Annotated in this window: 9 protein-coding genes and 1 pseudogene; all 10 read right to left on the bottom strand. The window is 36.1% G+C overall.

Annotated features, from left to right (window positions below):
* Positions 1–86 precede the first annotated feature (86 nt).
* The 10 genes and pseudogenes from M594_RS00395 to M594_RS00350 all read right to left on the bottom strand — a co-directional run bounded on the left by M594_RS00395 (position 87) and on the right by M594_RS00350 (position 13,210).
* Positions 87–752: a potassium channel family protein gene (locus M594_RS00395; protein WP_217423021.1), complete on the bottom strand. Its 666-nt coding sequence runs from the start codon at positions 750–752 to the stop codon at positions 87–89.
* A gap of 13 nt (positions 753–765) precedes the next feature.
* Positions 766–2,145: a TrkH family potassium uptake protein gene (locus M594_RS00390; RefSeq protein WP_173875673.1), complete on the bottom strand. Its 1,380-nt coding sequence runs from the start codon at positions 2,143–2,145 to the stop codon at positions 766–768.
* Positions 2,146–2,178: 33 nt separating this feature from the next.
* Positions 2,179–2,943 (bottom strand): nucleoside phosphorylase, encoded by a 765-nt coding sequence (locus tag M594_RS00385; protein ID WP_173875672.1) that lies wholly within the window; start codon positions 2,941–2,943, stop codon positions 2,179–2,181.
* A gap of 125 nt (positions 2,944–3,068) precedes the next feature.
* Positions 3,069–4,301: a carbohydrate-binding domain-containing protein gene (locus M594_RS00380; protein ID WP_173875671.1), complete on the bottom strand. Its 1,233-nt coding sequence runs from the start codon at positions 4,299–4,301 to the stop codon at positions 3,069–3,071.
* A gap of 379 nt (positions 4,302–4,680) precedes the next feature.
* Positions 4,681–5,196: pseudogene (tnpA, locus tag M594_RS00375) on the bottom strand (IS200/IS605 family transposase).
* Between the two features lie 299 nt (positions 5,197–5,495).
* On the bottom strand, positions 5,496–6,701 hold the full coding sequence (locus M594_RS00370; RefSeq protein WP_173875670.1) for a response regulator: 1,206 nt from the start codon (positions 6,699–6,701) through the stop codon (positions 5,496–5,498).
* Entirely contained in the window at positions 6,682–7,140 is a 459-nt protein-coding gene (locus M594_RS00365) for a hypothetical protein (protein ID WP_173875669.1), read from the bottom strand. Before M594_RS00365 ends, M594_RS00370 begins: the two co-directional genes overlap by 20 nt.
* 2 nt (positions 7,141–7,142) lie before the next feature.
* Positions 7,143–10,559, bottom strand: a complete 3,417-nt coding sequence (locus tag M594_RS00360) for a hypothetical protein (RefSeq protein ID WP_173875668.1) — start codon at positions 10,557–10,559, stop codon at positions 7,143–7,145.
* A gap of 668 nt (positions 10,560–11,227) precedes the next feature.
* Positions 11,228–12,579, bottom strand: a protein-coding gene (locus tag M594_RS00355; RefSeq protein WP_125454068.1) for an IS3 family transposase whose coding sequence is annotated in 2 segments (ribosomal slippage) — positions 11,228–12,138 and positions 12,138–12,579 — 1,353 coding nt in all. Because the reading frame shifts where the segments join, the coding sequence is not laid out codon by codon here.
* 67 nt (positions 12,580–12,646) lie between these two features.
* Positions 12,647–13,210, bottom strand: coding sequence for a sugar O-acetyltransferase (locus M594_RS00350; RefSeq protein ID WP_173875667.1), 564 nt, complete (start codon positions 13,208–13,210; stop codon positions 12,647–12,649).
* Between the last annotated feature and the right edge of the window lie 127 nt (positions 13,211–13,337).

Raw genomic sequence — 13,337 nt, 5'->3', positions numbered from 1 at the left:
AAAAGTTAAAATTTTTCTTAAATCCCTCTTATAAAATACTTATATTGACTCGTTAATTATTTGGGAAAGAGAGTACCCTTCCTCTCCTACTCACTCAGTTCAGCTAGGGTATCCAAATGTTGGTTATTAATGACTGCCATGATGTAGGCATCTGCCTGCAAGAGGTCATTGGGTCCGAATTGGACATCCAGAGGAGCATTTTCGTAGGCACGAAAACCAAGTACGTTGAGATTGTATCGCCCACGTAGATCTAACTGACTGAGGCTTTTATCCGTCCACGATTGGGGGATTTTCATCTCGACAATCGAAACATTCTTATCTAGCTGAAATACATCCACGCTGTTATGAAAGAGGATTGTCTGCGCTAATGAGCGCCCCATTTCAAACTCTGGTGAGATGACTGCGTCCGCACCGATTTTTTCTAGAACTTTTTTAGCTGTATGGCTTTTGACCTTGGCAATAACTGTCGGTACTCCTAGACTCTTGCAGTGCATAACCGCGAGAACACTGGACTCTAGATTTTCCCCCGTTGCGACAACTACGGTATCACAGGTGTCAATCCCCGCTGATAGAAGGAGTTCTTCATCCGTGATATCTCCAACTACCCCTCGCGCCAACACTGGTTCAAACTGATTAATGCGTTCCTCGTGGTCATCAATAGCAATGATATTCATGTCATGCTTGGCTAGAGCTTCCAAAACACTGCTCCCAAAAATTCCCAAGCCTAAAATTCCAATTGTCCGATCTGACATCGTTCTTCCTTTCTTATCCAATGGTGATATCTGCTTTCATATAGTGAATCGTATCTTTCTTGTCTGGCTGGTATTCCGCTACACTGACCAGTAGTGTCAAGGGACCAATACGGCCGATAAACATCAACAACATAACGATGCTGAGGGCTATCTTGCCTAGCTCCGGTGTTAAATTTGCCGTCACTCCAACTGTCGCAAGGGCTGAAATGGTCTCAAACATGAGGTAGATAAAGCGCGGATTTCCTTCTGCGGTTACCCCTAATAGAATCAATCCCAGCAAGAAAGTCAGCAAGAAGATAATAAAGACACTGAAAGATTTTTGCACGGTTCGGGGTTCAATGGTCCTCCGAGCAACATTGGCATGAGGCAAGCCCAATAGTTCGCTACGAGCAAAGACCAACAAGACAAAGAAGGTCGTAATCTTAAGCCCCCCTGCTGTCCCTCCTGGTGCCCCGCCCAGAAACATCTGCAAGATGTAGATCAGTAAGGTAACTGGTCGAGCCTGAGTGTAGTCAATTGAAGCAAAGCCAGCCGTTCTCATGCTGACGGTCTGGAAAAAGCTAACCAGCAATTTCTCTGGAGCGCTGAGATTTCCAATCGTTCCAGGATTGTTCCACTCAATGAACAAAGTCGATACGGTTCCAAAGAGCAGAATTCCCGCCGTTAAAAAGAGAACCAACTTGGTATGGAAACGCAGGCGGCGTTTTTTCTTTTTCCCAAACTGGGTTGCTAGATCAAACCAGACCATAAATCCTAGACCACCTGTGATAATCAAACCAGCAATGACTAGATTGATCAAGGGATCCGTTTGAAAGGCTAGCAAACTCGTACTTCCAAAATTGTCAAATCCAGCATTACAGAAAGCTGAAACAGCCAAAAAGATAGAGGTTAACACCCCTCGTCCCCAGCCAAATTCAGGAATGAAGCGGAAACTCAGGAGAAAGGCACCGATCCCTTCCACCAAAAAAGTCGTCAGAAAGATCGAGCGGATGAAGTCCTTTAGAGACTGGGTTTCTCCATAACTGAAACTTTCTTGAATGGTCTCCCGACCACGAAGACTGAGCTTTTGCTTGCCTTGGATATAAAAGATTCCGATAAAGGTCATGAGCCCCAAACCGCCAATCTGGATCAAGAGCATACAGATCAACTGGCCCCATATATTGTAAGTAGAGGCTACCGGCTGGGTAAAGAGCCCTGTCACACAGACCATGGACACGGTCGTAAAGAGATGGTCAAAGTAGGTCGCTTGTGACGTAGCTGCTTGCACAAAGGGGAGACTTAAAAGAAGCGAACCTAAGAAGATCACTAGGGCAAAACTTAAAAAGATGCGACGGGCTGGCGACAAGCGTCCCAGTATCGTCTTGATTTTTTCCAAAAAAGATTTGAATAACATAACTACATTCTACCATAAAAACAGTCAGAACACTCACATGTGGTGCACAATGGCAAGACAGAGTTCGAGTGCCTTATCAAAAGCTTCTGAGCCCCAGTCGCGACTGTCGTAGTTCTCTAAATCTGCTAAGGAATCTGCGGTAAAGAGCAATTCCCCCCAGACAACCCCACGTAGTTGGGCTACTGCCGCAAGAGCCGAGCACTCCATCTCCACAACTGCACAGCCTTCTTCCTTGCGATAGGCAACTTTTTCAGCCGTCTCTCGATAAAAACCATCTGTCGTCCAGGTCATGACCTCCTCGTAAGGAATGCCTCTTTGTTCCAAGACTTGCTCAATGGCAGAGATAGCCTCAATCTGCATCTCCATATAACGAGAAGGCGCTACATAGTGGTAGCTGGTTCCCTCATCTCGCAGAGCGCGAACAGGGACGAGAAAAGCATTTTCCTCTATATCAGCTAGGACTCCACAAGTACCAGTGGAGATGATTTGCTCCACACCATAGCCAATCAACCAATCCATAAACTGGGCCGCTGGAGCAGAACCAACAGGCGCTTGAGCCAGACAAATCTCCTCGCCCTTGTAGTTGAGGACATAGACTGGATAAGTCTTGGTGGCAGAAACGAACTCACCAACACAGTCCGCCCCTACTTCCTGAGCATAGTGGTCAATCTCCTCCTCCAAAAATGCATAGATACACTTCTTTGGCAACTTCAAGTCTAATCCCTCATGTGTTGGCATAAGGACCGCTTGGGGGTTATCATCAAACTCTAAAATGGGAATCGCATGCTTCTGAATCATCGCCCACCTCCTCTAATTTTGTACTATTGTATCAAAAACTGACGGAGTGTCAAGGAGTTGTCTTTACATTTCCTCTAGTAACAACACAAAAATCTCCCTTCTCTCTCGAGAAAGGAGAATTTTGCTTATCCTTGTCCGCCAGGGGCTGGACCGCCGCCTTGAGGTCCCCCACCCGGTCCACCGCCTCCAGGTATAGAGTTGACGATTTCCGTTTGCTTTTCACCGTTGAGATAGATGTCCCCACCTGTGTAGGTCGCTGTTCCATCAAAGTCAAAACCTGTTTGACCAATCATTTTAATGGTTCCGCCTGTGACAGTGATATTCCCATTCGAGTCGATTGGGTCTGTATCTCCTTGACCAACTTCTACAGTCAGGTTCCCGCCATTCATGGTGAAGAAGATTTCACTTTGTTGGGCATTTTTGTTGGCTGCATTGACTCCATCATCTGTTGAATAGATGCTAATGTCCCCTCCGTTGATAGTGATGGATTTCCCTTCAAGTCCTTCTGTCGAATTCTTGACGGTGTAAGTCCCACTATCGATGACGAGGTCTCCAGAAGCGTGGATGCCATCATCCCCTGCTGTAACGGTAATCTTGTTGTTAGATAGGTACATGGTTCCGACTGAAGTATCTTCATCATTGTCCACCTTGACTCCATCTTCTTTGGCATCGATAGTCATGGTCGTACCAGTGATGTTGAGTTCATCATTGACATTAAAGGCATCGCCAACTGCTGTGATGTTATAGGTTCCACCCGTGATGTGGAGGGTGTCGTTGGCCTTAATACCATTATTTTTCTTTCCTTCTACATTAAGAGTTCCTTTCCCGTTGATGGTTAAATCCGCCTTAGAAAAGAGAGCTGCGTCGGCTTTTTCGTCACTGTTCGAGCTTGAGTCAGAAAGACTATTGGTGGTTCCCTCTGCCAGAGTCAGGTAGACATGGCCAGCTGATGTCGCAGAAATTACTGCATTGGTATTGGTCATAGTCGCACCTTTTAGGACTAGGTGAACATCTGCCGACTTATCTGCCTCGACCTTGATCTGCACTCCGTCAGACTGACCTGAAATCACATAGGTTCCAGATTTTGTGATGGTCACTGTTGATTCAGAGACTGTCACCCCATCTCCAGAGACGTTTGCAGATGAGCCAGATAGCTCAATCTTAGAAGCTGTGCTTTCATCATAAGCAGTATCATTGTCCTTCTCTGTAAAATAGGAAGTTTGGTTTATCTTTGTTGAAGTTGTTGCATTATTTGTCGTTGCCTTGGTATTAGATGTAGTTGTTGACTGGGAACATGCTGCCATCAGCACCATTGCCGTTAAACTCGTTGCGAGTAGGGTCCATTTTTTTGATTTCATACCTTTTTCCTCTCCTTCGTATGATATAGCTAGACAGTTTACAGAAGATTCCTCAAACAAAACTAAAACTTTTCTGAAAGTTTCCTTAAATTTAGTTTCGCTTAATATTCTTTTGAAAAGGCTACTAGAAACAATTTGAGAATACTAAAATACAGTTAATAGTTTTTAAAACCAACATCCCCCAGTGCCATGTCTCCCAAACCAAAAAGAAGAAAAATTTATAAGACTAAGATAGAAATCATGACCACCCGTCTAACGGGTGGTTTGCACCAGGGCTATAAGCCCAAATTACCAGCCAGCGCCTAAAGACGCTGGCTTTCACGTTGTTCAAGCCTTATTGCTCTTGACTCGTCACAAACCTCTCAAAGAGGCTTTAGTATTACTTACCACTATCCCTAAAGGGATCCTCATATTCTTTTACACTCATTTTATCTAGTGCTATATCATGCTTTACTCGTTCTCGAATTTTTATACTCGTGAAGAAATCATCCACTGGATAATTTCTTTAATCTTGAATATATTTCTTAATTGTGGCTTCATTGAGCCCTACTGTACTTACATAATAACCTTCTGCCCAGAAATGCCGATTCCCAAACTTATACTTGAGGTTGGCGTGTTTATCAAACATCATGAGTGCACTTTTGCCTTTTAAATACCCCATGAAACTTGAAACGCTTATCCTTGGTGGAATACTTACTAACATATGTACATGATCAGGCATTAAATGGCCTTCGAGAATCTCAACACCTTTATAACTACATAATCGACGAAATATTTCTCCCAAACTGCTTCGATATTGATTATAAATGACTTTTCGTCTATACTTAGGGGTGAACACAATGTGATATTTACACATCCACTTTGTGTGTGATAAACTATGTGCCTTTTGTGCCATATTTTTCTCCTTTCGCTTTACAATTGGCTTGAACACCTTTATTGTATCGCGTTTGGAGTTTTTGGTATAACCTTCGACGCGCACCCGCATAGCGGGTGGTTTATTTGTCTCGCACCTAACGGAGCGAGACGGACTAATAGTCACATAATAAAACACCCCAAAAAGTTAGATTTTTTCTGTCTAACTTTTGGGGTGCCGTTCAAACCGTTGCTTTTTTTGATAAAATCGAGACACTATTGTCCCAGCCTCGTTTAGTTTCAAAATATTTCCAGTTAAAAGTCTGAAAGAAAATTAAGACATCAGAAATCTTCAGAATCAAATACACCTTCCTCAATAATTAATTTTAAAAAACTTGCACTTGTATATGCTGCATATTGTTGATAACTATCATTTTTATCTGCATCAGCAAAATCACAAACACTCTTTACCGCAAGAAAGTTCTCTGGTCTAGGTGTTGAAGTATGTTTACAAGAAAAATACATCCCATAAATTTCCATCTCAAGACCAAGTAATTTCCTAGTCAAACTTTGTGGTCTTTTTAAAATTTCCGTATCTGCTACAACACTTGATCCAGAAGCAACTGGACCTATCTTCATTTGTAAATCATGTTCAGGGGTTGGCCCAGAAAATTCTTTTTTTATTTTAAATAACTTTACGGGAAGATCAACAATTTTATTTATCTTTGAAACTAATTCCTCATGGATCGAAATAGAACTATAATCAGGTTTGAAAGAGCCTTCAACTATTTTCCCACTATCATAGTTCCATGATTCCTTAGATACCATTATATCACCTAAATTCACCTCCCCTTTTACTCCAGCTGCTATTCCGCACATACAAACATTATATGGACGAAAAGTTTGAATTATTTTTTCAGTAAATTGTGACATAGCAACCATTCCCATCTGGTTATCAGTAGCTAATAAGATTTTTCTTCCATCTGTTAGTTTTACTCCAAAATAATACGAAGTATCACCCTCGATATTAATTTGTTCTAAATCTGGGAAAACTTGCTTGACCGCATCTAATTCTGGTGACTTTAACGCGGTTATGATTGCAAAATCGTAAAGGTATCCTCTTTTTTGATAATAATTTGGGGTAAAATTCTCAATCATCTCTATTTTTGAAAATAAATTATCACGCCACCCTCGAGAAGAGAGATCATATTTTATTATTTCTATAAATGCTGAAGAAAAAATTGGGTGCCCCTGTTCAAGCGCATTTGTATCTGCCGTTAAAGCTACTTTATTTTTAGGTTCAATTAACCCTTTCCCCTTTTTAATTCGTTCTAACAAATCAATTGAGTTCTTCAAATTCACGTCATCAACACCAATTTTTTTAGGAATAATTAGGTCTAAAATTAATAAATCATATTCAGTTTCTTTAAGTTTTTTCATTGCTTCTACTGAACCTGTTGAAGTGTCAATTTCCCAATTTTTTTTATTAAAAACTTTTGTTATTTCTTTGATTTTATCAGTATTATCATCAACAATTAATACTTTCATATAGATCTCCTAATAATTTCTTTAAACTTTCAAACCAACTTTTAGACGAAGAACTATAATATATTATATCAACAAAATTTTTGTTGTATCGATCTTTTAATATATCCTTCATCTGAGATATTGTAACTAATTCTTCCCCAAAACTTTCATATTGAGTTATTACAATTGTTTTAAGACCTATTTGCCTCTGCTGCATTACATCTAAAATATCCATCCCAGCAAAGTTTCTAATCTTTCCTCCACTGCTATTGATATCAATATCAAATGTAGGCAATGTCATATCCAGAAGTAATACATCAAAACTAGAACTCCTTAGTGTTTTTACTCCTTGTTGAAATGATCTTTTGACAGTAAAATCTATATCTGTAAAGTAGCTACTCAAACGCTCAATAATTTGAGTACTTTTATTTTTATCATCTTCAATAATTAATATTTTCACTGCTATCCTTCCATTCTGATAATCACTTCAAATTTATCTTTCGATATACAAAATTCAAAAAAGGGGTCCTTAATAAAATTAATTTTTATTATTTTAAATAATTTATGGTAGCCCGATCCTCCTTCTTTAGTTAACCTTGGAATATTATCACTACTTGCTATTTCATCTAAGCTCTGTTTCAAAGTTTCAATTGACTCTCTAATTAAGTCTTCCTTTTCACTTAAGTAATTATTGCTAAACTTAATAGTAGATCCATCTTCATTTTCAATTATGGAAGCATTAATAATAAGGTCATCACTTTTAACACCACTATGTTTCATAGCATTGTTGAATAAAATCAAGAGTATATCGATATAAAATGGAAGTTCTCTACTAGAAATTTTATAGTCTTTATTTAATTCCAAATTAAATGTTATTTTTTCAAAATCAGAATTTATTTTTGAAATTATATTTTTAGAAACAGAAATTAGATCTTCGCTATGGACTACAGTATCATCTGAAATTTGCGAACGTTCAAACCATCCTGCTATTTCTTCTAATGAATTTTGAATGTCTGTCTTACAACTTGCGATATTATTTCTAATAATAGATAATTCTAACCCACTCCTATCTAAACGATGTTCCAAGTTTGTAAGTTTGTCAATAAAGATTTTTGTTATGTCACTTTTAATCATCTTTTGTAACATCAATACTTTTATATCAATTTTTTTCCAGATATACTCTACAATTTTATCATATATTTGTTTTGGATCATTTAGTACTTTTACTTTATTATATACTTCATCTTCTATATCATAAAAGCTTTCACTCAAATTAAAAATCCCGGAATCTATCCCTCTCTCTCCGTATTTGATTTGTAATATTTCTTGCTTTATACGTGTTATTTCATCATCCACTGATTCTGAGAAATCATTAAGAATACTTGATATTTTATCATAATTTGGTTCAACTATTTTTTTTATATACTCATTTGGAGCGTATATATTGGATGTATCCGATATCTTTTCTGTTATTAAATTATTATTACTAAAAGCACGTCTAATTTGTCCTTGTAAAGTTCCATGTCTTACCCTTGTGCTGAGATATGAATCTAAGCCATCATCATCAAACAAGAATTTTATAACAACTTTAGTAAACAAACGCTCTAAAGCTCCCATTTTGGGATTATATTCTTTCAATCCAATAAAAAGTAATTGTTTATTCTCATTTAATTGATCATTTGTAAAATATCCCAATAATCGCTCTTCTTTTGTATCAATAAAGTCATTAAAGAACTTACCAAGTTCATCCTTATTTTTTTGATATATTTTTTCACTATCAACAGTTAACTTGCTTCGGTTTACCGAACGTACTAATTTTTTTAATAAGACTTCTTGTGATAACTCACTTATCTCTTTCGCATATTTATTATCGAACTCCCCAACATTCGATTCGTTCAATTTACTAAGAATACTTAATCGTTCATTAGTCACTTGCTCTTCAGATTCTAAAATCATAGTTAATTCCGATAATAATTCTCGTGTACAAATAGATTCTAACACAAAGCGCACTTTGTTTTCATTATTTGTTCCCATTTTCATATTTGAAGGATAATCTATCATGTTTTCTTCTAGATAATCTTCGAAAATATATTTTAATTTAGAAGAGTTACATAATTTTGCGACAATTGGAACCTCTATTTTCGATAAATCAAAACATAATGTTTCTTGATCAAGTAACTCTCTCATTTTATCCAAAGGATAAATACAGATAGAATTTTTCCTTCTAAAATAGGCATCCGATAATTCTGCTATCGCATTTTGTAAATCATTACTATCCAAGTAATGATTAAAAATAAAATATTTCACTTCTTCTAAATACCATACCGGTAATTGCAAATCCTCAATTGATTGCGAAAAATTATTTAAACTATTGATATCCAGCTTGATATTTCTTAATAGAGATAACCCTAGCTCAACATCTGCTACAGATTTTATATTGTTAACTTTTAAACTAAAAATATCATCTAAATAAATTTTAAAATCAATATTTTTATTTAAAATTTTTACAGCATCTATGGCATCTATAGTATACTTTAGACAGGATAGTGTAGTGTATTTATCATAAAGTTCAATCCTTCTATCATCTAGCGCCCCTGTAGATAATGCTCTTAGATGTAACCTAAATTGGTTTAATAAATCGAAACTACTATACTTTCTTGTGTAATAGTAAAGCTTACTTATATGGTCACTAGAAAAACTAAAATTCTTAATCTTAACATAACAATTTATTATATCTACAAAATCTGGAATATACTCTATCTTTAAGTCTTTGTAGAGTTCTTCTTCTTCTCTATTTTGTGATGATACATATCTACTCAATAAGTCTACAGTTGAATAACTTAGATAATATTCCTTTATTACCTTACCAATCAAATTACTATTGTTCTTATAATTTTTAACCGATAACTGCTGTTGTGTTTCAATAAAATCAATGTCACTTCTATTTAAATTATCTAATAAATCATACCTTTCTGATAGAAATTTCTTTATTTTATAATCGTCAAATTGGTTTAATATACTTGAAAAATTATCACGTATTTTTTTCTTAATATTCTCAGGAAAATTTAGTAGTAATTTCACTAATATATTAAATCTATCAACTATAGATAACATAGTTGAGTGTGCTAGCAATTTGCTAACTTCCTTTTCATTATATAAAGGATAAGATTCACATAATAGAAAATAAGAAAGAACATGTTTAAAAGGCTCAGGAATCCCTTCAATTTTTTTACTAATAGTTTGGTAATAAAGAAATGAGTCTGATTCATCTGATATTTTATCAACAATTAAAGATAGTAATAAGGCATTGAAACTTGAATAAGGTTTATCGTCTTGATATAAAGAGTTAACTTCTTCTATAAGTTCACTCTTATTATGTTTCTCTTTATTTATTTTTATTAACAGTTCATTTTCAAATTCCCATAGAGAAAAACCAAGATTTTCTTTTATTTCTGCTAAAATATGTTCTCCAAAATCACAATTTCTTCTAAAAAAGGAATCTTCAAACTCTGATTTCAATCCTAAATAGTAATTAATCTCATCTTTAAACGATAATAATTCAAGCAGAAACCATTCTAGCTCTTTCATAAGAGTTAAACTCTCAAGATGAATATTAAATCCTGTAAAATCAGTGTTCTTAATATTTTTTATAATTGCTTTATTAGAATGATAAGAAAAATACTCATTAGCTATTGTAGTTGTTTTAAAAAATTGTCTTTTAATTTCTGAATTATTCGAGCTTTTTATTTTAAATATATCACTGACAGATAACTTTTTTCCTAAGGCAATTTTCTTCTGAAGTTCTACTATATCATAATTGCTGATGACCTGTCTTCTATTTTGAATTTTATTAATTTTTTTATTTTTCTTTGAACCCATCTGTTTCTTCCTAATACATATTTAACTAATTCTTTAAATGTTCATTCCTGATTATTAGCAATTTTTTAGAGAGACACAAACCAAAAAGCAAATCATTCAATATTTAATACATCCCTACTAAATAAGTTACATAATTTACAGCAGAGTATTAATATATTCTTTCTTATACTTTTGTTTTGTCATATTTAATTTTTTTGAGTCAATCTCATGAAAAACTTATTATGTTTTAAATATATATCTCAATTGTAAATGAAAAATTACATCCCACTTTTCTACTTTAGATTAAACCACTATATTAGTTGACTGATTATATCTTACATCATACTTTTTAATCATATCTTCCTTTCAAACTGTCTATTCCAATAGTGTTTTTAGTAAACAATCATCTATATCTAATATATACTCGCTCAAATCTTAACTCTTTTTAAAAACAATGCTTTTCAACATAACATTATGTTAATTTTTGGAAAATCTTTTAAATCTGTAAAATTCAAGTAGCAAAATCGTTTTCTACTCGTATTATATCATATTATAAAAAATAATATGATAGGAACTGCGTGAAAAAATAAAAGTGAATTGATTAAATGATATATAAATTTTGTGATGATTAAAATTGAAAAAAGAAAAAACGCTTAAAGTGTACTGACCCCCAAAAGTTGGACAAATAATTATTGAAAGGATTTAGTTCTGTATTGCACAGGACTGAGTCCTTTTAGTTTGACCTTAATTCGTTTATTGTTGTAGTAATCAATATAGTCTATAATAGCTTGTTCAAGGTCTTCTAAAGATCTAAAGTGCTTCTCATAACCGTAAAACATCTCCGATTTCAAAATACCAAAAAAGGACTCCATCATGCCGTTGTCTGGGCTGTTGCCTTTACGTGACATAGATGGCTGAATTCCCTTACTCTCTAGGAACCGATGATAAGAATCGTGTTGGTATTGCCACCCTTGATCACTATGGAGAATAGTATTTGTGTAATGATCCTCACTGAAGGCCTGGTTTAACATAGCTTTCACTTGTTCTAAGTTGGGCGAAGTTGAAAGATTATAGGCGATAATTTCGCTATTAAATCCATCTAAAACTGGCGATAAGTAAAGCTTTTGAGGACTTGCTGGAATGGCAAACTCTGTCACATCTGTATAGCACTTTTCCATCGGTTTAGAGCCTTCAAATTGACGTTGAATGAGATTCTCTGCCTTCTTGCCAACGTCTCCTTTATGAGAAGAATACTTGCGTTTCTTGCGGATTATAGCTTGTAAATTGAGCACTTTCATCAAGCGTTGAACTCTTTTATGATTGACCACATAAGCACGATTTCTTAATTCTAAATGAATTCGACGATATCCGTAATTTCCCTTGTGTTCAGTAAAAATGGATTGAATTTCAGCTTTAAGTTCTTGATCCTTATCTGGTTTGTCTAGCTGTTTCACGTGATAGTAGTAGGTCGAACGAGCTAAACGTGCTGTTTCAAGAAGTAAATCTAGTCGAAATCTTCCTGAAGCCATTTCTCTAACTGTCTCTGCCTTTCTCGCTCTAAGGCTTCGTCCCTTTCCTCTAACTCTTTTAACTTTTTTAGGTAGGCTACCTCGGTACGTAGACGCTCATTCTCCTCTTGAAGTCGCTCTAGTTCTGTCATTTCTTCCCAAGTTTTCTTCCGTTTACGTCCCATTTTAGGTACTCTCCCTCTTGTTTTCTCAACAATAGTATACCCGTTTTTCTTGTATTGCGCCAGCCAACTTGGAAGCATTCCTTGGTTTGGGAGGGCATAATCAAGACTAACACTTCTTTGTGAACGACCTTCCAGCAGAACTTTCTTAATCATTTCTTGTTTCAATTTAAAGGAATAGTAACGATTCTTCCTCTTTTTAACGATTTCTATTCCGTAACGTTCAATCAATTTAATCATGTATCTAAGATTAGAATTGTTTATCCCAAATTTATTTGAAAGCTCCTCTAAGCTATATCCTTGTTTTCTAAGTTCATAGATCTGAACTTTATCATCATAAGTTAATTTCATAGTAAAACACCCCAAAAGTTAGATTTTTTCTGTCTAACTTTTGGGGTGCAGTTCACAGCTGTTCTTTTTAATTTTCTTTCACAGGGATTTCCTTGATAACACGCGCAGGATTGCCACCTAAAACAACATTGTCTCCGAAGGACTTGGTAATCACAGCCCCTGCTCCCGCCACTACGTTATTTCCCAGTGTCACTCCAGGAAGGACAATGACGCCACCTCCAGCCCAGAAATTGTCACCGATGGTGATGGGCTTGCCGTATTCGACCCCTGAATTACGTTCCTTCGGATCTAGTGGATGGAGTGGGGTTAAAAACTGACAGTTGGGGCCAATCATGGCATTGTTACCGATGCGAATCGGACAAACATCCAGCATGGTCAAGTTCCAATTAGAATAAAAATTTTCCCCTAGATGGATATTAATTCCATAATCAACCACCAGGCGTGGATTGACATAGAGATTTTCTCCAGTTGAACCAAACCAAGTCTTGATAATCTCTGCCCCTTTCAAGGGATCTAACTCCTGGTTGAAGGCAAACTGTTTTTGGCGAGAAGCCTGCGCCAAGGTCCGTAATTCAGGATCCGACGGACGGTAAGGCTCCCCTGCTATCATTTTCTGGTATTCACTGGTCATCTTATCACCTCATACTCACTTTGGACCCATCATATCAAAAAGCCTTTGAAAGGTCAAGAATAGCCTGCTTTCTAGACTCTCGAAACTAATTCCCTCCCAAGTCAAAACAACTTGCTTGACAAAAGCT

This window comes from Streptococcus mitis (assembly GCF_013305725.1).
Classification (GTDB): Bacteria; Bacillota; Bacilli; order Lactobacillales; family Streptococcaceae; genus Streptococcus; species Streptococcus mitis_BO.
Note: the sequence above shows the minus strand (reverse complement) of the source record. Positions and strands in the feature narration are given on the sequence as shown.

Excerpts from the sequence above, each read along its gene's own strand:
- M594_RS00395 (WP_217423021.1), bottom strand. The coding sequence starts at position 752 with ATGTCAGATCGGACAATTGGAATTTTAGGCTTGGGAATTTTTGGGAGC.
- M594_RS00390 (WP_173875673.1), bottom strand. The coding sequence starts at position 2,145 with ATGTTATTCAAATCTTTTTTGGAAAAAATCAAGACGATACTGGGACGC.
- M594_RS00385 (WP_173875672.1), bottom strand. The coding sequence starts at position 2,943 with ATGATTCAGAAGCATGCGATTCCCATTTTAGAGTTTGATGATAACCCC.
- M594_RS00380 (WP_173875671.1), bottom strand. The coding sequence starts at position 4,301 with ATGAAATCAAAAAAATGGACCCTACTCGCAACGAGTTTAACGGCAATG.
- M594_RS00370 (WP_173875670.1), bottom strand. The coding sequence starts at position 6,701 with ATGAAAGTATTAATTGTTGATGATAATACTGATAAAATCAAAGAAATA.
- M594_RS00360 (WP_173875668.1), bottom strand. The coding sequence starts at position 10,559 with ATGGGTTCAAAGAAAAATAAAAAAATTAATAAAATTCAAAATAGAAGA.
- M594_RS00350 (WP_173875667.1), bottom strand. The coding sequence starts at position 13,210 with ATGACCAGTGAATACCAGAAAATGATAGCAGGGGAGCCTTACCGTCCG.